Below are 23881 nucleotides of genomic sequence, written 5' to 3'. Positions count from 1 at the left end.
TATGAGTAACTTCGCTATAGAAACAGTAGGCTTAAACTATCACTTTGGTGCACAAACCGTAGTGAAAGATCTTTCACTGCAAGTACCAAAAGGAAGCATTTATGGTTTCTTGGGGCCAAATGGCGCCGGAAAGACCACAACCATAAAAATCCTTTTGAATTTGTTAAAGTCGCCAGCAGACCAAGTATTTATTTTTGGCAAAGAATTGAATGCCAATCGCATTGCCAGTTTAAAACGCATGGGCTCTTTAGTAGAGCAACCTGCCATATATACCCACTTAACAGGAAAAGAAAACCTGATTAACCGTTGTACACTTTTGGGCATTCCTAAAAGTAAAAGTGCCGAGATGTTGAGCTTGGTTGGTTTAACAGAAGCTGCCAATAAAAAAGCGGGCAAATACTCTTTAGGCATGAAACAGCGCTTGGGTATTGCCCTTGCATTAATTGCCGACCCCGAACTTTTATTATTAGATGAACCTACCAATGGTTTAGACCCCAATGGAATTATTGAAATCAGAAACCTAATGATTGAATTGACTACCAAACATGGAAAAACCATTTTGGTATCAAGCCATCTTTTAGCAGAAATAGAAAGAACAGCTACCCATGTAGGTATTATCAATAAAGGTGAATTGCTTTTTCAAGGCACCATTGGCGAACTACATGACCTGAGCAAACCAGTTGTTAAAATTGAGACCAATGACCAAGCTGCTGCCGCCAATATATTAGGAACCGCAGGCGCAGAACTTGTTCAACAAGATGAAAACACCATTTCTGTAACCTTTAAAGGGAAAGAAGACATGGGAAATTTGAACACTTTATTGATACAGAACGGACTTGTAGTTTACAGTATCAATAAAGAAAGAAAAGACCTTGAAAATTTATTTTTAGACATTACCTCAAAAAACTAATATGGTACGCTCATTATTTATCTCGCTGAACTCAGAGTTCTACAAATCTCGCAAAACACTTGCCTTTTGGGCGGCCATTATTTTACCAGTTTTAATCTGTGGCTTAGTTGCCTTAGGTTTTTACGGTAACGCCGACAAAGTATTAAAAATGAACTACCCAGGCCTTATCCTTTGGGCACAATTTAGTGGTGCTACATTGGGTGTAATGGGCATGCTGATTTTGCCTTTTTATGTCATGTTTATGGCCTTTTCGGTTAACAACATCGAACATAAAAACGATACCTGGAAAACCCTCTTTACCCAACCTTTGAACAAGTTCTCTATCTACGCTGCCAAATACCTGTATGCGGTAATGCTATTGTTCATCTGTCTTTTTCTATTTGAAGTATTAACCATTACAAGTGGCTACCTTTTGCAGGCCTTGGTTCCAAAATTCACTTTTAACGATTATAATCCACTCGTTCTACTCACCAAATTTTATAGCAAGTTATTCTTGGCCTCGCTAGGTATCCTTTCTATCCAATTTGTATTGAGCTTGCTTTGGTCTGATTTTTTAAAACCAATGGGCATTGGATTTGTAGCTACAATTGCTGGAATGATTACTGCAAATTTAAATTGGAAATATGCTTACCTTATTCCATATAGTGATCCAACCTTGGCCTTACGTGTAACCAGAACTGGTAAAAATGCAAAAATTGAAGACTTCCCTGTGTTTTCGCAAGAGATCTGGGTAAGCTTGATCTGTGCAGTAGTGATGTTTATTATCGGCTACTTTATCTTATCAAAAAGAAATATCAAATAAAGATTTTAGTTTAGTTTTTAGTTTAGTATGAAAAGGGCAGTTTAACACTGCCTTTTTCATTTGCTAAAATTATCTACCAGGTTTTGGTGTAATTACTAAACTTTCGTGTCCATCTTCATCTACAGACTGCACGCCAAAATAGTAATTGTCTTTAGAGTAGGCCAAGGTAGCAGCGTTTTCTTTTACAAAAAACTTCCTTTCCCAAAATGGGCTGGTTGTTTCACGCATCAACACATAATAGCCTGCTGGCTTTTTACCTTTTGGTGCTTCCCACTTCAATGCGGTTTTATTGGTTAAACCTGCAGTAAGTACTACCACATTTTCTGGCTCTTGGGCAGATAAAGCAAGGTTTGCCATTACAGACAAATTCATTCTGGTTACCTTTTGCAAGTAGTTATAATCTACATATTCAGGCAAATCGCCATATTTAAACCCATTTTCTGTTCTAATATCCTGATGTTGTCTGTTAAAGTCTTCATTCATCTCTGTAATCCTAACCGCAGCAAATCCCTGTTGCGAAAATGGAGTATGATCGCCCCCACGTAGAAAACGATCGCGACGATAAATCAATTTTACTTCCAGTTGGTCAACATAACGCTCCGCTACTTCTTTAATGTATCTTGCTGCCTGACGGGCTTTACCGTCATTCTCAGTACCTGCAGACTGACGTGCCGCCGCTTGTGCTGGGGTTTCTAAAGCAGAAACACCTTCGCTAAACACACGCACACTTTTATTGTCTTTCAGGTCGGTTTCCATTCCATAAGAATTACCTACAATATCATTGTTCATTAATAGATGTACATTCCAACCTTCTTCCTTTGCCCTTTTGGCCAAATTTGTTGCGCCGTATAAGCCTTGTTCTTCGCCTACCATGGCCACAAAAACCAAAGTAGCGCTAAATTTTTGCTTGCTCATGATACGGCACATTTCCATTACGGCAGCTACACCAGAAGCATCGTCATTTGCCCCTGGGGCAAAATCTTTTATGTTCATCACATCGGTAACCCTCGAATCGTAATGTCCAGAAACCATGAGCATTCTTTTATCATTAGGGTCTGTACCGGGTAAAATAGCCATTACATTTTTAAGCACTACTGGTGCGGTAATTCGTCTGCCATCTGCAGCTTGTACAAAGGAATCATACGATACCTGTAACCTGCCTCCGCTGGCCGCTCCATACTTTTCAAACTCACTTTTGATCCACGTTCTTGCAGCTCCAATACCTGTTGTTTTACTTACGGTGTCGCTTAAGGTGTGTCTGGTTTGAAATGAAACCAGTTTTTTGATGATTTGTTCTAGATTAGCAGCTCCAACCTCGTTTACCATTGCACTGATGTTGGCATCTCTAATTTCTGTTCGTTGGGCATATAACCTTTTACCTGAAAAAGCTAACAATAATAAAAGGATGCCAAAATGTTTTAATCTGACCATAAAAAGGATGTGTAAAAATATGAATAGAAAGGTACAAATATTTAGCATTACCTGTAAATTCACCCACAACAACGTTACTTAAACTAAATAAGATATGATGAAAAAAATTACTTTTAGTGCACTGGCTTTAGGCTTGTGCTTTTCTGCATTTGCACAAGAGCCTTTAAATACGGCTATTGTACAAAAGATCAGAACAGAGGGCTTAGAAAAATCTAAAGCCATGGATATTGCCTACCACATTACAGATGTTGCTGGGCCACGTTTATCTAACTCTCCTGGCTTAAAAAGAGCACAAGATTGGGCTGTTAAATATTTTAAGGAAATGGGCCTTAAAAATGTTCATTTAGAGGCTTGGGGCGATTTTGGTAGAGGATGGCAAGTTGACAAATATTATGCAGCTACTACAAAGCCTTTCTATCGTCCGATTATTGCTTCTCCAAAAGCATGGACACCTGGCACAAACGGCCCTATTAAATCTGAGGTAGTATTGATTAAAGCAGATACCATTACCGATTTGGCGAAATACAAAGGTAAATTGACTGGTAAAATTGTAATGATTGAATCTGCAACTATCCAACCTTTAAAAAACTCGTACGTAGCAGATGTAGTTAGATACACTGAAGAAAAATTAGCAGAAATGGCAGCAGCCCAACCAGCTGTTCCGGGTGCAGGTAGACCAGGCAATGCGGGTAACCGCCCAGGTGCCGATGGTAACCAAAGAGCCATGATGATGAGAATGGTATCTGTTAGAGCGGCGATTGACAGCATGTTATTGGCTGAAAAAATTGGATTGAAGTTAACATATGCTAGAGGTAGCTATGGTACTTTCTTTACCAGCAATGGTGCTTCTTATAAATTAGATGCTAAACCAGTTAACCCAGAGTTAGAGGTAAGCAGTGAAGATTATTTACACATTTTACGTTTATTACGTGGTGGCGAGAAAGTAGAAATTGAAGCTGAAGTTAAAACTTCATTTTACGACAAAGATCCAAAAGGATATAACGTAATTGCTGAAATTCCTGGAACTGATCCTAACTTGAAAAGCGAAATTGTAATGCTTGGTGGCCACTACGATTCGTGGCACTCAGGAACTGGGGCTACAGATAATGCGGCTGGTTCTACAGTAATGATCGAAGCCATGCGTATTTTAAAAGCGATTGATTTTAAACCGAAACGTACTATCCGTATTGCTTTATGGAGTTCTGAAGAGCAAGGTCTATTTGGTTCAAGAGGTTATGTGAAAGAACATTTTGCAGATCCAGCTGATATGAAACCAAAAGCTGAACACGAAAAATTAAGTGCGTATTACAACTTAGATAATGGAACAGGAACCATTCGTGGTGTATATTTGCAAGGCAATACCGCTGTTAAGGATATCTTCCAAACTTGGATCAATCCTTTTGCAGACCTAGGTGCTAAAACCATTACTGTTGGCAATACAGGTGGTACCGATCACCAATCTTTTGATGGTGTTGGTTTACCTGGCTTCCAGTTTATCCAAGATCCGATGGATTACAATACCCGTACCCACCACTCTAACATGGATACATTTGACCGTTTGGTAGAAGATGATTTGAAAAAATCTGCAACTATTGTTGCTTCTTTTGTTTACCATACTTCAGAAAGAGCAGATAAATTACCACGTAAAGAGATGCCTAAACCAGCACCTCCGCGTCAGTAAGCAATTTTAACAAAAAGGCCACCCTAGAGGTGGCTTTTTTGTTGAGTTAAGTACGTATCATTAGTCTTGCTTGTAGCCAAAATAAAGTAATAGTTGAGCTTATCGTTTCCTGAACAGTTCCGGCGCATCTGTCAATTCAGCCAAATCCAATTCGAGTTTTGTTTTGCCTTCATCACATTCTACCCCAACGGTAAAAGCTCCCCACCCAATAATATTGTATTGGGCAACACCATCTAAAACCTTTACTTTTTGTACCTCGTTCATAAAAGAGGGATGCAGGTTAAATACAACTTCTCCTACCAATGGCTGATTTGGATCTGTAGAAGTTACTGATAGATTGATATTGAACCAATTCGGATCGAAGCTACTTTCTCTTATTATGGCAGTAACTTTTCGGTCTCTGGCTTCCGCTTTTCCTCCCCATTTGCCTTTTTGAGGGTCGTCTGGGAGTTGTTGAGACTGTTTAAACTCTTCTCTTTTGCCTTTCATTGAATCAGTTGCTGGTGTAAATGTTTGTACTAATGCCTGCAGATCTTCTTCCTTTAACTTATTCAACTCCCTGGCCCTATTCAGTTTGTTTTCAGCCCTATCTCGTTCTCTGTTTGCTTCTCTTAGGTCTCTATCTTTTTGATCCAATATATATGGAAACTCTATCCTTGTCCATAAATAACCAATAATAGCCCCCACTATCGGATAGAAAATAATGAGTGCATAACTAAATACATAGAAATTTAAATGGCAAGACTGATCGGCACATATTGCCCCTTTCAAACTGGTATTTATATTGTCCGCCGCATCCGCTATCATTTTTAAAATGGCGTGAAATTGCACCATACTTAATCCAATAATAATTTTGGTAATCCAATCAGAAATTTCTTCCAAGCTACTATTATCGGTATAATTAGGGTCTGTTGGCTGCAAAGGTTTTCCATATTTGTCTAATTGCACTACAGCCTGCTTGTTCTGATACTTTTTAGGAATGCCAAAAATGAACCCTAAAACACAGCCAGCAATAAAAAATGCTGCAATAACCGTAAGGATAGAAAATATAACAAAGACCTTATTTTCTTTAAAGGACAGATACATCGCTAATAACAATAGCAATGTGATCGCTGTAGCGAAGGATATAGAATTTTTTATAGCCGACCTCACAGACCTTGTCTGATTTACTGGATCTATCTGATCTGTTGGATCGAGAGTTTTTTTGTTTCTGGTTAAGATCGTGTTAAACCAGTTGAAAAATCTTTTCATGACAATAAGCGTTTGAGAGTTATTTAAATAGAATTTAATTAGCACTAGTCTTTATTTACTCAGATTTGCTGTTAAGGTAAACAGGCCAAGGAAGTTCCCATTATCAACATCATATTTTAAAGTAACCGGTAGCCACAGTGATTTAGATTACTCAAAGCTATATCGAGAAGCAAATGAAACTGAGGTGGCAATTACCTTAGTTCTCAGGGTATTTTTACGGTAGTGAAATGGGAGTTTTACAGTTGATCGGCTTCTAATAATGAAAGGATTTCACGATTATTCATTATAAAAGTAACCGCAGAGGGTTTTCCTTTTGATAAAGCAAAAGTAATGGCGAACCATTACATGAAAAATGCAAAAAGCCGCTATTAGCGGCTTTGTAGATATAATTTGGTATGGTTTAATTAAAGCAATATCAACTGATTAACATTTAGATCCTGCTAACTCAATGTAAACTCTTGGTGTCTATCCGGAATTTCTACATTTTGATAACCTTTGGCTATTAATTTTTCTCTGAAAACCTGCTGTACATCATAATCGCCATGTACCAAGAATATCTTTTTTACTTTTGCTGGGTCTTGACCAGATATAAACTTCAATAGGTCTTCATAATCACCATGTGCGCTCATAGACTGGATACTTTGCACTTCTGCAACTACCTGAAAACGTTCTCCATAAATGCTCACTTCTTTGGCCCCATTTTTTAGTTGCCCACCTAAAGATCTAGGTTCGCAATAGCCCACCATTAAAATGGTATTTTTGCTATCGCTAATGTTGTTTTTAATGTGGTGTTTTACGCGTCCGGCCTCGGCCATGCCCGATGCAGAAATAATGATGCAAGGTTCTGGGTTGGCATTTAAAGCCTTAGATTCTTCGGAATCTTCAATGTAATGCAGGCCTTTAAAATCAAATGGATTATCATCGATCTTTAAAATATCTAATACTTCCTCATTGTATCCTTCTGCATGGTTTTCGATAATCTGGGTTGCCTTAGCCGACAAGGGACTATCTACATACACTTTAATGGCAGGTAATTTCCCTTCTAAATCGAGGTTATTTAAAATATACAAAAGTTCTTGAGTACGCCCCACGCTAAAAGCCGGAATAATTATCTTTCCCTTTTTCTGCACGCAGGTTTTTAAAATTACATCTAAAAATGCCTGTTCTGTTGGTTGTGCATCTTGATGCAAGCGATCACCATAAGTAGATTCTAATAAAATATAATCTGCTTGAGGAAATGTTTGTGGAGACCTAAGTAACAGATCGCCATATTGGCCAACATCTCCGCTAAAACTTAAATGTGTGGTCTGGCCATTTTCTACAATTGTTAAATGCACAGAGGCACTCCCAATAATATGTCCGGCATCAATAAACTGTAAGGTTACACCATCCATTAACCTCGTTTCATTGTGATAATCTACTGCAACAAAATATTCCATTGCTCTTAACACATCTTCTTCTTCATAAAGGGCTTTTTCTAAAGGTTGACCTCTTTGTTGCAACTTCTTGTTTTTATATTTCAAATCGCCGGCTTGTATTTTAGCAGAATCGAGTAATAATATTTTACTGAGTTCTTTGGTGGCTGGTGTTCCATAAATTACACCCTTAAAACCTTGTGCAATTAAACGAGGGATTAAACCACTATGGTCTATGTGTGCGTGCGACAATACCAAAACATCAACTTCTGCTGCATTAAAGCCAAAATTTTCATTCAACTCATCAGTTTCCTGTCCCATTCCCTGAAATAGGCCACAATCGAGTAATATCTTTTTGCCATTTTGCAGGGTAATCAAATGTTTGCTACCTGTAACATTGCGAGCAGCGCCGTGGAAGGCTATTTTCATATGTTTTTTAAATTTATTTTTCAATATAGTAAAAAAATATCTCGAAATATTTCGCAAACTAATATATTAGTTTTAGATTTAGATAAGTATTTGGTGTACAAATGCTAAATTAGTCTCTATAAAAAAATAAAAAACGCTCAGGAAAGCGCAAAACAACAATTATCATGGAAATTAAAGATTTAACGAAGGCAGAGGAACAGATCATGCAAATTGTGTGGCAACTAGAAAGCGGATTTGTAAAAGAGGTGATGGATTATTTACCCGAGCCGAAACCGGCTTACAATACCGTTTCTACCATTATCAGAATTCTAGAGGTGAAGGGCTTTATTGGTCACGAAGCTTTTGGAAAAGCACACAAATATCACCCCTTAATTAGTAGAGAGGAATATAAAAGACATGCTACCGAAAAATTATTAGGTAGTTATTTCGAAAACTCTGTAGAAAGCATGTTCTCATTTTTTGTAAAGGAAGAAAAATTAGACTTAAGTGATGTGGATGAAATTTTAAAAATGATCAATAAATTCAAAAACAAACCAAAATGAGTTGGGCACATTATCTCTTGCAGGTAAATATTTACCTGGTTATTTTTTACTGTTTTTACAAGCTGTTACTAGATAAAGAAACCTATTTTGTTTTAAACCGCATTTACTTAATCGCATCAGGTGTGCTTTCATTAGCCATTCCCTTTTTGCGGTTCGAGTGGTTCAATAAACAAAAGGTTACTCAACACATTTATACTAGTGTAGACCAACTCAATAGTTTGGTCAATAAAGCTACAATTGTAGAAGACGCCAAAGAAGAATTTAACTGGGGCAATTTAATTGTTTTGATTTATTTGTTAGGGATCTTGTTTTGTTTAGCTCGATTCATTTTTCAACTGGTTGCTGTAAGAAGGTTATTAAAAACCATTGGCAATGGCATGGCGTTCTCGTTTTTAAACAAGAAAGTCATTTCCAATAATGTCCCAGAAGCCGCAACGGTTAATTTACATGAAGATATTCATGTTAAACAACTGCATACCTTAGATGTCTTGTTTTTCGAATTTTTAGGGATCATTACTTGGTTCAACCCAATTATCTATGCCTATAAGAACACCATAAAAAACATTCACGAGTATCTTGCAGATGAAGCTGCCGCCAAGTTTCAGGGCGATAAAGAGGAATATGCAATGTTATTGCTCAGCCAAGCTTTTGGCGTAAGACCAAATTCTTTAACCAATGGTTTTTTCACCAAATCGTTAATTAAGAAGCGGATCTTTATGTTGCACAAGCAACGCTCTAAAAAAACAGCCATTTTAAAGTATGGATTATTTGTGCCGCTTTTTGCACTTACTTTAGTATTATCATCGGCCACTATCCGTAAAAATGATCAAATATTAGGTGTTGTAGATAAACTATCCTCAATTACGGCCAAGTCATTTGTGAAAGATGTACTGGCTACACCATTAAATGTGGTGCAATTGATCTCGCCACCACCACCAAGAATTGAGCAAGCACCACAAGCACAAACCGTAATTTATGATGTAGTTGCTGAACCTACAGAGAGTAATAATGAGGTAGATCCAAATGCTTTTGAGCCATTTTACAAACATGTTTTCAATGCCATCATCTATCCTGTTGCCGCAGCAAATAACAAAATTCAAGGTAATACGATTGTTAATTTCACCGTTAAAAATGGAAAAATTACCGATGCTGTTGTACAAACCGAATTGGGCCATGGGCTTGACCAAGAAGTCTTAAAACCCATTTTAAATTATACAGATTATATTAAAAGGGACGGCAATTATAGCTTAAAAGCTACTTTTAAATTAGATGGTGCAGACACACCTCTACAGAATGAAAATGCAACTACAGCAGACGGCTATACCCCATTAGCCATTACCATTACTGGAATGGCACCAAAGGAAGAAGCTGTTGAAAAACCTGCACCTAGCTTTGTAGCTGTATCTGCTCCTCCGGTGTTTCCTGGGGGCATACAAAAGCTGAATAGTTACTTAGACAAGAAAATTAAGTACCCTATTGCTGCTTTAGATAACGACGTACAGGGAACTGTAATGGTGAACTTTATTGTAGAGAAAGATGGCTCATTAAGCAACCTTAAAACAGACCGAAAATTGGGCTTTGGCCTTGATGAGGAAGCGATAAGGGTATTAAAAATGAGCAAATGGCTTCCAGCTATCCAAGATGGCAAAACGGTAAGAGTCAACTATAGTATTCCTATTAAGTTTACTTTAGATCAGGACAAAGGCGAAAATAAAGCCAATGTAATTGCCAGTATTCGACTCAAGAATTTCCCAGAAGGCCCAAATAAAGAGCCATTGTTTATTGTAGATGGCGAGGTTAAAGAAACGGTTAATGTACTAAAAGACCTTGATGCCAAAAAAATTGATGCCATTGATGTATTAAAAGGGCCAAGTGCGATCGCCTTATATGGCAAGAGAGGCGAAAATGGGGCAGTGATCATCACTTCTAAAAATCCAGAAAAAGCAAGAGTATCAGCTACTCTTTTTAAATAATACCAAAAACTGAAGCAGATGAAAAAGATCATTCCTTTAGTATTAGTTACCTTGTTGATGTTGGTTTCATTACAAAGCACATCAGCCAATACTGTGCAGCAAAATGTAAAAAACAATGCTGCATGGCTTGATTTTTATAAACATGTTTTTTTCAATGCTGCCTACACTGAAAAAGCAAAAGAAGCCAACTTACAGGGAAATAGCTTGGTATTATTTACCATTGCGGCAGGAGGGCAACTTAAAAACTTAAAGGTTGAAGCAGAGTTGGGTTTAGGTTTAGACCTCTCTATTGTGAATGGTATTCTCTCTTACGCAAATTTTAAAAAGTTAAAAGTTGGCAAATATGCTTTAACCACATTGTTTTTAATTGACGAGAGCAAGGCAGAAATTAGAAACAAAGACATTAAAATCCCCCAAGGTTATACTGCATTAGAAAAGATAGTGGTTGCTGCTTTTGCTCTCATTGGTTGCGGCCCCGGCCCTAGTACTTCTCGGATTGTCTCCACACCAAAATTATATACTTTTTCTTCTGATATAATGGTTGCTTTAGAGGGCAAAGTACTCAACAGCTTTAAAAACAATACCAAAGACATTCAGAACATTAAGGGACTTCGTATTTTAAAGCGTCCACCTCCAATTACCGATTATGATAACATAGGTAAAAACAGCATAATTGTTAGCCCTATAAAACAAAAAGAAAATGCTGACACTACCCAAAAGAAGAACACAAGCATTCAACTGCGTGGTACCAGTAGCCAAATCAACAGTCCACTATATATTGTTGATGATGAATTAGTAGACAGTATTAATGCAATAGATCCCAACAAGATTCAAAATATCACTATACTCAGAAATGCCTCCGCTTTTGCCTTATATGGAGACAGTGCAAAAAACGGTGTCATTATCATTACAACCAAAAAAGAAACTAAACAAATAAGTAAACCCTAAAACCAAAATCACATGAAAAAAATGTTTTTCTCATCGCTATTTGCGATGCTAATGCTCGTAGTATGCCAAAATGAAACGGCCTATGCACAAAAAAAAGCCACCGACGCTAAAGCAAGTGACGTTACTGTGCATGAGTTCCAAAAAATGAAAACTCCACCTGTCTATCCTGGCGGCATTGCAAAATTCTATACCGCTGTTTTTAAAGCCGTTAAATATCCAGAGGCAGCTGCCAAAGATCATAAACAAGGTACCGTGGTGGTATCATTTGTGATTGAAAAAGATGGTAGCATGGCTAACTTTAGTGTAGATAAAAAATTAGGCTATGGCACTGATGAAGCAGCCATTTCGGCTCTAAAAAGTGCTAAAAAATGGAACCCGGGAAAAGTTGATGGTAAAGCTGTACGCGTGAAAATGAATGTACCAGTTAAGTTTTCTTTGGCAAGCTAGACCCTTACTTTGCTAGATTGATACTCCACAAAAAACCCCAGCCTAAATGGTCGGGGTTTTTTGTTGTTTAGTCTCCTTTGTCTCGGATATTTAAATCTACTGAATTTATAGCTCAAATACAAATTACATTTACTAGCCGTTTTTCATGTCTAGCGTATAAGTTGAGTTGAAAATGGTCAACTTATCGCTACCAGAGAGACCTTATTGTACTACAAACATGAGTGGGCTTTCTAAAGTATTCATGTTGGGAAAGGTTACAAAATTGAGCGACAATCGGTATCTTTTACCTACAACCAATCTATATTTCGAAAGATCGATTGTACCTGTAACAGTATACTTTGCATGTTCATTCATATTTCCAGTTTTAAAGTTGTCTTGTCCATTGTAAACAATGTTAACAGCTCCATCAAAAACGGTATTGTTTTGTTTATCGTTAATTTTATTGGTACCAATAAAAAACTTATTTCCTTCTGATGCAGGATTTCCGAAGGAATTTATGGTCAACACTTCGATAAGGTAACCCGATACTTCCTTAATGTCGTCCATTGAAACCAGATTTGCCTTAAAAGTTATTTTATCTTTTATTCCCACGGTGGTATTGGCCAGTGGTTCGTAATTGATACCAGGCTGCTTGCCATATTTTGCCTTGGCAACATTATGGCCATCTTTTTTACAGGCACCCAAAACAAGCACCAATAACAGCATTGTGCCATACTTATATAATATATTTTTCATATTACTTTTTTAAATTAAATCGTTTTTGACTTTAGGTTAGTTAAATACAATTAGCGCATTTGTTTAAATGTCCATTTTTCGTGGAAGAAGGTTCGATCCTCATCATTCTGAATCATCACATATTTAACTTCTAATGTTCGTTTACCTCCTACAAGTGTCCATTTATTTACGCCACTTGGATCTAACCTCGCCGCTCTTCCATTGGCGTTGTTGCCTTGTCCGTAGTAATTTTCAACCGCAATTACTTCTTCATTATCGTTCATAATGAATACTGGAGAAAAGTTGCCATAAACCGATGGATTACCACTGCTTCTTATTGGATGATAATAAGAATAAGGTGCCCAATAGTTTTGATCCCATTCGGCCACAGAGTTGGCTGTTCTTGTTCTCAGCTCTTGTTCCATCGGATATAGGCCAGTTAGGGTAGAACTGATCAAATCTTTCATTGGGCTAAGTGCTTCAACATCATAAACACCATCGTACTTGTTCTTTGCATTGATATTGATCAAGATTTTACTAAAGTTAGCACTGATAATACCGTATGAAGACGATTTGATGACCAATGGGAATGCGTAAAGTTTACTGATATCAAACATGGTGGGTTTAAAACTCATCGTAAACGCTGCTCTCTTTTTTCCTTTTGGTATGGTAACCGAACTAGTCGACAAACTATACATCGACGTTGGAAGTGGAAGATACGTTGTTTTGTTTTCCGTATTATACTGTGTAAGGATATCGTCTGTACCGATACCAATGTCTACTTTGATATCTTGTGGTGCTTCTTTTTCGGCACCAGAATAGCTCACCTCGAAAGTTACCGAACCATCTGGCGTTAAGCTCAGTGCATGGGTAAACATTGCCGTTGTTGTTCCTGCTTTTACAATGTTAGAACTATTGGCAAACTCGATGATATTTTTGGTCTTTGCAGGGTCTAAGATTAATCTGTCGTCTTTTAAGCACGAAGAGAAAAATATCGTTACCAGACCTAATAGGGTATAAAGTTGTTTTTTCATGGTTTATTAATTAATCTAAGTCCCAAAATATGCGTGACAAGAAAGGAGAAATTCCCTTTGGCACATTACTTTCATTGTAGGTTACTTCAGTAGATGGATAAGGGATGCGTGAAGGGAGTTTGTCTGCTCGAGAAGATAACGATTCGAGAGAAGCAAACGAGAGCACAGGATCTGCCGAACCATTTACAATATATGGATAGGTAGTCCTTCTAAATTCATTAAAGGCCTCATCACAATTGATGGTATTTAAAGCAATGTACTTTTGCGTAATAATAGCTTCTAACCTTCTATTGGTTACATCGAGGTTATAATCTCCTGCTAATGGCGTAGCTGTTTTATTCCAGTTTACAATATAACTTAAAGGATTTGCAGCCTTGTATGCAGCAACATCAGTAGCTACATTTTTAGTTGCATCAACAACATCGCTTACATTTTTATACAAATAGGTAAACGAGGCTTCAACTCCTTTATTAAAGGCTGTTTCTGCATCTCCAGCAATGTAACCCCTTAAATGAGCTTCTGCTTGCAAGAACCATGATTCTGCTGCCAACATCACCACTTGACTTTGTGTTGGTCCTTTGGCAATACCTAGCGAATTTGTGGTACTATTTGTTCCGGTAAACCATGATGACAAACCTGCAGCTGGCGCAATAGGTACCGTAGATGAAATATTACCTAATTGCGATATTGGCCCATTGGGAAATCTGTAATAGATCACTTTCCCTCTCCAAGAGTCGTTGAGCTTTTGGCCATTATAAAAAGAATAAATCCATCTGCTAGGTATTCTGCTTGTACGTGCCCTATTTCCTTCATTGTCAAAAGCCAATGTATTAAATGTTGGGTTTTGTTTGGCGGCCTCCTTTAAATAACCAGGATTAACCACAGCATCATCTGTAATAAAGCCAGCATTAACATCTAGTTTGGCAAATTCGGCCATGGCATACGACTTCAGTTCTGGCACACCAGCCATTTTAATCAATAACCTTAATTTTAAGGTATTTGCAAAAGATTTCCATTTGCTCATATCCCCTTTAAACATCGGGTCTATGGTTGGTTTCACATCTGCCACACTACCTGGCTTACTTACATTATTGGCAAAACCATCATTGATAATCTTAATTGACAATGACAGTTGAGACACCAAATCCTTGTAAATGTCTTCGGCTTTATCGTATTTAGGCGTAAGCATTTCATTGCCTTTAAATGCGTCAGAATAAGGTACATCATTGTACTGATCAACTAAACGGGCAAAGGCAAAAGATTTCATAATCCGGGCAATTGCAGTAAAATTGCTCGAACTCATCTCATCTTTATTGTAATTAATAATGTATTGATAATCTATCACATTTCTATAGGTGCTTGAAAAAAGTGTAGTAAAATCTGCACTGGTATAGTTATAGAAAATTACTGGCGATGTGGAGAAATTTGCACTCCCAGAATTGGCAAACTGGCCACCTGCATCTGCCAGAGAAGTATTAAAAGTAGAAGTTAATGCCGCTGAGGTAACAATTGCCTGTGGCAGTACCAAAGCTGGCGTAACAGAGGTTGCTTCATTTGGATTGTTACTATTGATATCCAAAAACTTTTTGCACGAGGCTAAAGAAATGCAGCTAATCAGTAATAAAAAAATATGCTTTTTCATTTGAGTTGTAGTTATAAGGTTAATGATACTGATGCTCCATAAAAACGAATTGGAGGTGTTTGGCTCAACGTTGTAATACCAATAGCGTTTAAGCTAGAGTTTACACTATTGCTATACTCAGGATCAGTATACATGTTTGTTTTAGGTTTCCATATAAATAAGTTCCTACCCTGTAAACCCAGTCTGATATCTTTGATAAAACCTAATCTGTTAACCAAAGATTTAGGGAGGTTATAGGAAATGGCTACTTCTCTCAATTTCCAGAATGCTCCAGAAAAAGCATAGTTTGTAGCTACACCGGTATTATAAGAAGCACTTGCCCAAAATTCACTGCCACCATTTCTAACCGAAATATTTGTATTTTCTACATAGGTATTGGTAACTGGATCTAAATAAGATGAGTTAGGGATCACAAAACGCTCGCGGTTAAATGATGTTGTTTTTAAACTTGCACCAGAAAAATCAAACCCAGCACCTACTTCAGAGTACATTACATTGCCAGCTCTATACTCGAACAAAGCTGAGAATCTGAAACCTTTAAAGTTAATCTCGGCATCTAAACCTAACCTATGTCTAGGCTCGGTATTACCAAGTTCTGTATAAGTAGCTGTATTTGCAGTTGGATAACCAGTAAGTCTATTTACAATGATCCTACCTTCGGGATCTCTGTAATAATCAGAACCACGTAATGTTGGGAAGGTCTTTCCTTTAAGTGCGTATACACCACCATAAGTAGTTGTGGTAAGGATAATCCGATCTAAGTCGTTATTAAGGTCAACCACTTTATTGGTATTGTAAGTATAATTGGCTCCTAAGATCACATACAGGCCATTATTTAATCTTAATGGTTCTACTTTAACAGCAGTCTCTAAACCTTGGTTACTTACCAAACCAATGTTGGTGAGATAAGAAGTGAAACCGGTAGCTGGAGAAACCCCAATAGCCATGGTTTGGTTGGTGGTATTGGTTTTGTAATAGGTTGCACTTGCCGTTAAACGAGATTTAAAGAATTCCACATCAAAACCTGCTTCGAAAGACTTGGTCATTTCTGGGGCGATATCTTTGGCCACAATTCTACTGCCAATGGCATAACCCGGAACCGCATTATAAGGGAAGCCTGCTGCTTGTCCAAAAGTTGGAATCAATGCATAAGAACCGATTTGTACCGATCCTACTTGCGAAACGCTGGCACGTAACTTTATACTTTCGACATTTTTTACATCTTTAAGAAATGGGATGGCTTCTGAGGCAATAAAACTTAAACTTGCAGAAGGGTAAAAGAATGACCTGTGTTTAGGGTCAAGTACCGAGCGCCAATCATTTCTTCCGGTAAGATTTAAACTGAGGAAATTTTTATAACTAAAACGAGAGTCGAAGAAAATACCAATTTGTCTACTTCTTGTGATCGACTCATTGGCCAATGGTTTTTCAATACTATTGTTCACATTAAATAAATCTGCAGTTATCAACCCTCCTTGGGTTTGACTAGACAAACTTTTAGCATTATTATCTCTAATACTGGCCCCAACAATAATATTCATGTTGATGTTTTTGGTAATTTGCTTAATGTACTGAGTCTGTAATTCGGGATTTAACTGTGTAGAGAACGATGCTCCATCAGAAACAGAACCTAATATATTGTTCAGGTAATTATTTTTGGCCAATGCAAAATCGGTGTAGGTAAACTTATTGCTCCAGTTTTTATTAGAGGCATTCTGCGTAGCTAAACTCACCCTAAACATAACCGATAGATCGTTAATAGGGAACCATTTCAATTGAACGTTTCCTGTCAGATAATCGTTTCTGGTAGTTCCTCTATTGTTGGCTAAAGAAAAATATGGGTTTGTATAATATTTATTAAAGTATCCATTCGGGTCTGCAAAGGGATTGTTTTTCCAATCTTCATAACTGGTAATTGGAATATTGGCTGGGGTTTGTAAAATATTGTTGTAGGTACCAGATACAGAAGTTGATGTATTGTATCTATTTTGTACATAGTTGGCACTAAATGATAATTTGATATTCTTCGCTAAATCTTTATCACCATTTACCCTAAATGAAAAACGATTGTATTGATCGCCAGGAACAATAGATGTTTTATCAAAGTATTGTGCAGATATATAATAAGAGGCTTTTCTTTCGCCACTTGAGATGTTAAAGTCTGTTTGGCTGGCCACCCCTAAATCCCAAAACTTATCCCTTTCATTGGTATAAGAATAAGGTACGCGTTGTACAGATCCGTCTGCCAAAGGTAAGCCTACTACTTTTAAAGAACCGTCAAAAGCTGGTCCAAATTGTTGGTTTTCTTGTGGGTCATAAGTTGGCACATCATCTGGGCCTGTACCAGCTCCATAGGTTTTCTGTAATTGAGGGAAATAACTTACCGTTTCGAAACTGGTGGTTTGAGAAAGCCCAATCCTGGTTTCTCCATTTTTAGCTCTTTTGGTGGTAATCATGATTGCACCATTTGCTGCACCTGAACCAAAAAGTGCTGCAGCACCGGCTCCATTCAAAACTTGGATATCCTCTACATCTTCGGGATTTAAATTACCCAAAATTGTATTGGGCACCACAACGTTGTCAACAACAATCAAGGCTTCATTATCGCCCAAAATTGATCGATTGCCACGCAGTACTAGCCTTACAGTTGGGTTAACCCCACTGCTTACCGTGTTTACCTGTAAGCCAGCAACCTTACCAGACAAAGCACTCCCAATATTGAATGCTTTAGATTGGTTTAATTTAGCACCAGAAATGGTAGTACTTTGTGTACCTAGTTGCCTTCTTGCAACGGATGCACCGCCTGCGGTAACCACCACTTCATTTAATCCATTTTGGTTTGAAGCTAAGGCAATATTTACATTTGAGGTTTTACTGATATCTACTTCTAAGGTGATGAAACCTACATACGACACCAATAGTGTTTTTGCCTGCTCAGGTACTTTTAAAACAAATTTACCATTGTTATCTGTAGCCGTACCTAATTTGGGTATTTCTTTTACATTGATACTTACCCCATGAAGGACCTGATTATCTTCCTTTGAGGTAACCACACCTGTAATGGTACGTTCTGCCCTTTCGCTAAAATTAGGTGTTCTAGCTGTTGGCTTTTCTAAAATAGTGACACTCTTTTCTTTGATGGTATAAGTTAAAGATTGCCCGATCAAAGAGCTGGTTAATGCTTCTTCGATACTAGCGCTTACTAGTCTAATGGTAACAGGTTTGGTTTTGTTAAGCAGATCTCGATCAAAAAAGAAGTCGTACCCACTTTGTTTACGAATTTCTTTCAATACATCTTCTAAGTCTGCATTGGTTTTGTTGAGGTTAATTCTTTGAGCAAAACTCGCAGCATTAACCTGCATTAATGTTACGATAAGGAGTAAGACGGTCAATCTCATAACTAAAAGAATTTTCGGCATACGACGATGTCGTGCACCTAATTTTTTGGTACAATATTTATACATTTGTAGAGTTTGGTTTTGCCGCAGGCTAATTGTTTAGAACCCAATAGCATGTGGCTGGTTTTATAGTTGATTAATTATCGATATGATGCCAAACAACGGCCAGGGGTTTTTCGCGAAATCCTTGGCCTTTTTAGCATTATAGTTAGGTATTTATGTTTTAACTATAATCCTCCTTCCTATTATTTTAAAGTGAATTTTTCCGGTTGATTCCATCATTTCCAGAACTGCAGAAATATTATTTGCCCTAGAGATCCAGCCTCCTGGTTTAATGTCTATTGGCATAGTATTTTCGTAAACTACTTCTACATCGTACCATCTCGAGATTTTACGCATGGCCATTTTAAAATCATCGCTCTTAAATATAAAATCGCCATTTTTCCAAGCTATTGCTGCTTCTGGATCTACTTCGGCCACCTTAATATTATTGTTCATCATTGTCGACTGTTGTCCTGGTTTTAAAATTTCAGCCGCCCCATTTTCTAACCCTGGTTCAGCAGAAACTTTCAACTTACCGGTAATCAGTGTGGTGGTTACTTCTGGCTCGTCTGTGTAACTATTCAAGTTAAATTCTGTACCAAGCACTTCTACTACTTGGTTATTGGTGATTACCCTAAATGGCATCTCTTTATTGTGGGCTACTTCAAAGTAGGCCTCCCCGTTTAGTTCTACCCTACGCTCTTTCAACGCTGCAAAACTGGTCGGAAACTTTAACGTTGTAGCTGAATTTAACCATACTTTTGTGCCATCTGGCAATTGTAATTGATAATGTCCCGCCCTAGGAATTTCAATCGTATTATACTCCGTAACTGTATTTTGGCTGGCCTTATTTGGGCCATAAACCAATAGCCCATCTCCAGCTTTTGTAATTTCAACCCCCTTTTGGCTGCTAAGGAGGTTATGACTGGCATTCTTCAGCTCAATACGTTTACCATCGGCCAAGGTTAAATAAGCTTTATTGCCACCAGAAACAATATCATGGGTAAATTCTACCTTTTTCGATATTAAATCAGTTGGTGTATCCATATGCAAATAAACACCTAAACCACACGTACATATAAAAAATACAGCTGCCGCATATTTTTCAAAAAAGAGCACTAATGTTCTCTTCTTGGGTTTAGACTGAAAATTTTCGGCTATCGTATTTTCAATTTTTGCCAACAATTCATCATTATTTCCTATTTCAGTTTCGTTAGCAGGGGTTAAAGCCATTTTTTCTTGTTCTTCATCCAGTACAAACGCTAACTCCTCTTCATATTTAGCTTGTTTAAATAGTGCCATTACTTCATTAAACTCTTTATTATTGAGCTCATTACGCACGTATTTTCTAAACAATTCTATAATCTCACTCTTCATTTTCCTGTCCATATTTTCTTTTGGTTATTAGTAATACAATTGGGAGAGATGAAACATCTACGTGCAAGAAAAAAAAAGATAGAATATTTAATAAAGATGAACAAACGTGTAGTACAGGCTACTTTATAGCACTATTTTAGATCGACATAAGGTGCGCCTATTGGCCTACAATAAAAAAATAGAGGAAAGGATAGAGACAATGTATCTTGCCTCAGTTGGTTATAGGGAATGGGGAAATTCGTAACAGATGAGGATAAAGAACAAACATTTGGGATCTTGGTGGTTCAGAAATTGCCTGATGGATTTTAATGCCTTTACCATTTGGTTATTCACCGTGCTTTCTGCTAAGCCTAACTCCAACGCTACTTGTTTATAGCTTCTTCCTCGTACTTTGCATTTGATGAAGATTTCTCGACACTGCTTTGGAAGCTTATTGATAGCAATGTTAAAGAGAGAGTCACTTTCGTTATAATTAATCGTTAGTTCAGTGGTATTCTCTTCTATAACCGTATAGCGTTTGATTTCATCTACAATTGCGATTTCATGTTTTGTTCTTTTCAATAAGTTGAACAATTGTCTACGGGCAATGGTATATAAATAAGGTTTAAAGGCTAGTTCAGGATTAATTTGTGCTCTGTTCTCCCAAATTTTTATAAAAGCATCATGCACTACATCTTCGGTAAGCTGAGGCGATTTGGCTACTTTTAAAATAAAGCGTTTCAAATCATCAACATGCCTATAGTACAAAGCAGCAACAGCCTGTCTATCGTTTTCTTGTAACAATAGAATCAATTCTTTTTCGCTAAGGTTACTAAAGTTGGTTATTAATTGCATTTGCTTAAAGCGAATATATAAAGATTTATCTTATAATTAAAACAGAGTTAATACTTGTGTATTTCCTATTTTTTAAAAATACATGTTAAAAAGAATAGGCCTTGACTTTTGGTCAAGGCCTATTCTTTTAAGGTATGCAAGTAGGCTTTATCCTTCTTCTTCGCTGATAAATTTAGCTGAGTAGTAATCTCTGTTCATACGAGCAATATTCTCCAATGAGATTCCTTTAGGGCATTCTGCTTCGCAAGCGCCAGTATTGGTACAGTTACCAAAACCTTCAGCATCCATTTGAGCTACCATGTTCTGTACACGTTTGTAGCGCTCAGGCTGTCCTTGTGGCAACAAAGCCAATTGAGAAATCTTTGCAGAAACGAACAACATTGCTGATGCATTTTTACACGTTGCTACACATGCCCCACAACCAATACAAGCTGCCGCTTCAAACGCTGCATCTGCTTGTGCTTTCGGAATAGGTAGGTTATTGGCATCTTGTGCATTACCAGTATTAACCGAAATAAAACCACCTGCCGCAATTACACGGTCGAATGCAGACCTGTCTACTGTTAAATCTTTAATTACTGGAAATGCTTTTGCTCTCCACGGTTCAACCACAATGGTATCTCCATCTTTAAACGAACGCATGTGCAACTGACAAGTAGTTACTGCATCTTTTGGCCCGTGCGGACGTCCGTTGATGAACATTGAGCACATTCCGCAAATACCTTCGCGACAGTCGTGGTCAAATACAATAGGCTCATCACCTTTTGTAATCAAGTCTTCGTTTAAAACATCGAACATCTCTAAAAAAGACATATCTGGAGAGATATCTGATAGCTTGTAATCTACCAGTGCTCCTTTAGTGTTGTTGTTCTTCTGACGCCAAACTTTTAGCGTTAAGTTCATATTTCCTTTACTCATGGTATTGAGATTTTAAGTATCGAGTAGCAAGTATCGAGTAGCAAGATAAATTTTCAAGTCTTGATACTTGATACTCACATCTTGCTACTATTTATAACTTCTTTGTGCTATCTTAATATTTTCAAACTTCAGCTCTTCTTTATGCAGCTCAAAAGTTCCATCGCCTTTATTTTCCCAAGCAGCTACGTAAGCATAGTTTTCATCGTCACGTAAGGCTTCTCCTTCTTCTGTTTGATACTCTTCTCTAAAGTGTCCACCACAACTTTCATTACGGTTTAAAGCATCCAAACACATCAATTCGCCTAATTCAATGAAGTCGGCTACACGACCTGCTTTTTCTAGTTCTGGATTATATTCATTAGAGTCTCCTGGTACACGAACGTCGCTCCAAAAATCTTTTTTCAATTGTTGGATTTCAGCAATTGCCGATTTCAATCCTTCAGCATTACGAGCCATTCCACATTTTTCCCACATAATTAAACCTAATTTTTTGTGGAAATAATCTACAGATTTAGTGCCTTTGATGCCTATTAATGTATCTAAAATCCCTTTCGCTTTAGCTTCAGCCTCTACAAATGCAGGGTGGTCTGTTGGAATTGCTTTTACAGAAATCTCTTTCGACAAATAAGCGCCTATAGTATATGGAAGAACGAAATAACCATCTGCCAAACCTTGCATTAATGCTGATGCCCCTAAACGGTTGGCACCATGGTCTGAGAAGTTGGCCTCACCAGTACAGTATAAACCTGGAACAGTGGTCATCAAGTTATAATCTACCCATAAACCACCCATAGTGTAGTGAACTGCTGGGTAAATACGCATTGGCATTTCGTAAGGATTTTCTCCTGTAATTTGCGCATACATATCGAATAGGTTACCATATTTCTCTTTGATCACTTCTGTACCTAAACGGAAACAAGTTTCTTGATCAGGATTATGGTTACCAGCTTTAGAAGCTTCTATTTTACCGTAACGTTCTGTATTTGCTTTGAAATCTAGATAAACTGCCAACTTAGAAGAGCCTACACCGTAACCGGCATCACAACGTTCTTTAGCCGCTCTCGAAGCCACATCACGAGGTACCAAGTTACCAAAAGCAGGATAACGACGCTCTAGGTAATAATCTCTTTCATCTTCAGGAATATCTGAAGCTTTACGGGTATCGTCTTTCTTTTTAGGCACCCAAATTCTTCCATCGTTACGTAACGACTCAGACATTAGGGTTAATTTAGATTGATGATCTCCAGAAACTGGGATACACGTTGGGTGAATCTGCGTATAACATGGGTTGGCAAAAAAAGCACCTTGTTTGTTTGCTTTCCAAGCTGCAGTAACGTTACTACCCATTGCATTGGTAGAAAGGAAAAATACGTTTCCGTAACCTCCTGTTCCTAAAACCACAGCATGACCAAAGTGACGTTCTAACTCGCCAGTAATTAAATTACGAGCAATAATACCACGGGCCTTGCCGTCAATTTTAACCACCTCTAGCATTTCATGACGGGTAAACATTTCTACCTTACCCATCCCTATCTGGCGCTCTAATGCACTGTAAGCCCCTAATAACAATTGTTGACCAGTTTGACCAGCAGCGTAAAAAGTTCTTTGCACTTGTGTACCACCAAAAGAACGGTTATCTAATAAACCACCGTATTCTCTGGCCAATGGCACACCTTGAGCCACACATTGATCTATAATATTTGCGCTTACTTCGGCTAAACGGTGTACGTTTGCTTCACGGGCACGGTAATCTCCACCTTTAATGGTGTCGTAAAATAAACGATAAGTACTATCGCCATCATTTTGATAATTCTTTGCGGCATTGATACCTCCTTGAGCAGCAATAGAGTGTGCTCTACGAGGCGAATCCTGAAAACAGAAGCACTTTACCTTATAGCCCATTTCGGCCAAGGTTGCAGCAGCAGAAGCTCCGGCTAAACCAGAACCTACTACAATTACTTCTAAACTTCTTTTATTTGAAGGGTTAACCAAAGGCACAGACGACTTAAATTTCGTCCATTTATTGGTCAATTCTCCTTCTGGTATGTTTGAATTTAATGCTGACATTATATTTAGCTTTATTCGTTCAAAAT

The 23881-nt window shown here is 37.7% G+C and carries 18 protein-coding genes; 7 read left to right on the top strand and 11 right to left on the bottom strand.

The window, feature by feature from the left end; genetic code table 11:
• Window position 1: 1 nt before the first annotated feature.
• Together AQF98_RS17910 and AQF98_RS17905 are read left to right on the top strand one after the other, a co-directional pair.
• A complete protein-coding gene (locus AQF98_RS17910) occupies window positions 2–910 on the top strand; it encodes an ABC transporter ATP-binding protein (protein WP_055133336.1) in 909 nt (302 codons plus the stop codon).
• A gap of 1 nt (window position 911) precedes the next feature.
• Window positions 912–1712: an ABC transporter permease gene (locus AQF98_RS17905; protein ID WP_055133335.1), complete on the top strand. Its 801-nt coding sequence runs from the start codon at window positions 912–914 to the stop codon at window positions 1710–1712.
• Between the two features lie 69 nt (window positions 1713–1781).
• On the opposite strand, the gene AQF98_RS17900 is transcribed toward AQF98_RS17905, so the two are convergent.
• Window positions 1782–3143: a M20/M25/M40 family metallo-hydrolase gene (locus AQF98_RS17900; RefSeq protein WP_055133334.1), complete on the bottom strand. Its 1362-nt coding sequence runs from the start codon at window positions 3141–3143 to the stop codon at window positions 1782–1784.
• A 94-nt stretch (window positions 3144–3237) separates the two neighbouring features.
• Between AQF98_RS17900 and AQF98_RS17895 the strand changes: the two genes are divergently transcribed.
• A complete protein-coding gene (locus tag AQF98_RS17895) occupies window positions 3238–4824 on the top strand; it encodes a M20/M25/M40 family metallo-hydrolase (protein ID WP_082435154.1) in 1587 nt (528 codons plus the stop codon).
• Between the two features lie 99 nt (window positions 4825–4923).
• On the opposite strand, the gene AQF98_RS17890 is transcribed toward AQF98_RS17895, so the two are convergent.
• On the bottom strand, window positions 4924–6075 hold the full coding sequence (locus AQF98_RS17890) for a pYEATS domain-containing protein (RefSeq protein ID WP_055133332.1): 1152 nt from the start codon (window positions 6073–6075) through the stop codon (window positions 4924–4926).
• A gap of 440 nt (window positions 6076–6515) precedes the next feature.
• Complete coding sequence (locus tag AQF98_RS17885) at window positions 6516–7919, bottom strand: MBL fold metallo-hydrolase RNA specificity domain-containing protein (RefSeq protein ID WP_055133558.1); 1404 nt, start codon at window positions 7917–7919, stop codon at window positions 6516–6518.
• A 164-nt stretch (window positions 7920–8083) separates the two neighbouring features.
• Between AQF98_RS17885 and AQF98_RS17880 the strand changes: the two genes are divergently transcribed.
• The 4 genes from AQF98_RS17880 to AQF98_RS17865 are packed head-to-tail and all read left to right on the top strand — an operon-like array spanning window position 8084 to window position 11829.
• Window positions 8084–8461: a BlaI/MecI/CopY family transcriptional regulator gene (locus AQF98_RS17880; RefSeq protein WP_055133331.1), complete on the top strand. Its 378-nt coding sequence runs from the start codon at window positions 8084–8086 to the stop codon at window positions 8459–8461.
• Window positions 8458–10434, top strand: a complete 1977-nt coding sequence (locus AQF98_RS17875; protein WP_055133330.1) for a M56 family metallopeptidase — start codon at window positions 8458–8460, stop codon at window positions 10432–10434. Before AQF98_RS17880 ends, AQF98_RS17875 begins: the two co-directional genes overlap by 4 nt.
• Window positions 10435–10452: 18 nt before the next feature.
• The gene (locus tag AQF98_RS17870) at window positions 10453–11382 is read left to right on the top strand and encodes a TonB-dependent receptor plug domain-containing protein (protein ID WP_055133329.1); all 930 of its coding nucleotides are present in this window, start codon (window positions 10453–10455) and stop codon (window positions 11380–11382) included.
• Between the two features lie 12 nt (window positions 11383–11394).
• Window positions 11395–11829, top strand: a complete 435-nt coding sequence (locus tag AQF98_RS17865) for an energy transducer TonB (protein WP_082435152.1) — start codon at window positions 11395–11397, stop codon at window positions 11827–11829.
• A gap of 201 nt (window positions 11830–12030) precedes the next feature.
• On the opposite strand, the gene AQF98_RS17860 is transcribed toward AQF98_RS17865, so the two are convergent.
• The 8 genes from AQF98_RS17860 to AQF98_RS17825 all read right to left on the bottom strand — a co-directional run bounded on the left by AQF98_RS17860 (window position 12031) and on the right by AQF98_RS17825 (window position 23855).
• Window positions 12031–12564 (bottom strand): hypothetical protein, encoded by a 534-nt coding sequence (locus AQF98_RS17860; RefSeq protein WP_055133327.1) that lies wholly within the window; start codon window positions 12562–12564, stop codon window positions 12031–12033.
• Window positions 12565–12614: 50 nt separating this feature from the next.
• Complete coding sequence (locus AQF98_RS17855; protein WP_055133326.1) at window positions 12615–13577, bottom strand: DUF1735 domain-containing protein; 963 nt, start codon at window positions 13575–13577, stop codon at window positions 12615–12617.
• A 10-nt stretch (window positions 13578–13587) separates the two neighbouring features.
• Window positions 13588–15219, bottom strand: a complete 1632-nt coding sequence (locus AQF98_RS17850; protein WP_055133325.1) for a SusD/RagB family nutrient-binding outer membrane lipoprotein — start codon at window positions 15217–15219, stop codon at window positions 13588–13590.
• Between the two features lie 11 nt (window positions 15220–15230).
• On the bottom strand, window positions 15231–18617 hold the full coding sequence (locus tag AQF98_RS17845; protein ID WP_235524259.1) for a SusC/RagA family TonB-linked outer membrane protein: 3387 nt from the start codon (window positions 18615–18617) through the stop codon (window positions 15231–15233).
• A 216-nt stretch (window positions 18618–18833) separates the two neighbouring features.
• Window positions 18834–20048: a FecR family protein gene (locus AQF98_RS17840; protein ID WP_082435149.1), complete on the bottom strand. Its 1215-nt coding sequence runs from the start codon at window positions 20046–20048 to the stop codon at window positions 18834–18836.
• 207 nt (window positions 20049–20255) lie between these two features.
• Window positions 20256–20870: an RNA polymerase sigma factor gene (locus AQF98_RS17835; RefSeq protein ID WP_055133323.1), complete on the bottom strand. Its 615-nt coding sequence runs from the start codon at window positions 20868–20870 to the stop codon at window positions 20256–20258.
• A gap of 147 nt (window positions 20871–21017) precedes the next feature.
• Complete coding sequence (locus AQF98_RS17830) at window positions 21018–21788, bottom strand: succinate dehydrogenase/fumarate reductase iron-sulfur subunit (RefSeq protein ID WP_055133322.1); 771 nt, start codon at window positions 21786–21788, stop codon at window positions 21018–21020.
• Window positions 21789–21875: 87 nt separating this feature from the next.
• Window positions 21876–23855 carry a fumarate reductase/succinate dehydrogenase flavoprotein subunit gene (locus AQF98_RS17825; RefSeq protein WP_055133321.1) on the bottom strand — a complete coding sequence of 660 codons (1980 nt, stop codon included), beginning with the start codon at window positions 23853–23855 and terminating at the stop codon, window positions 21876–21878.
• Window positions 23856–23881: the final 26 nt, after the last annotated feature.

Source organism: Pedobacter sp. Hv1, from assembly GCF_001412215.1.
Lineage (GTDB): Bacteria > Bacteroidota > Bacteroidia > Sphingobacteriales > Sphingobacteriaceae > Pedobacter.
Note: the sequence above shows the minus strand (reverse complement) of the source record. Positions and strands in the feature narration are given on the sequence as shown.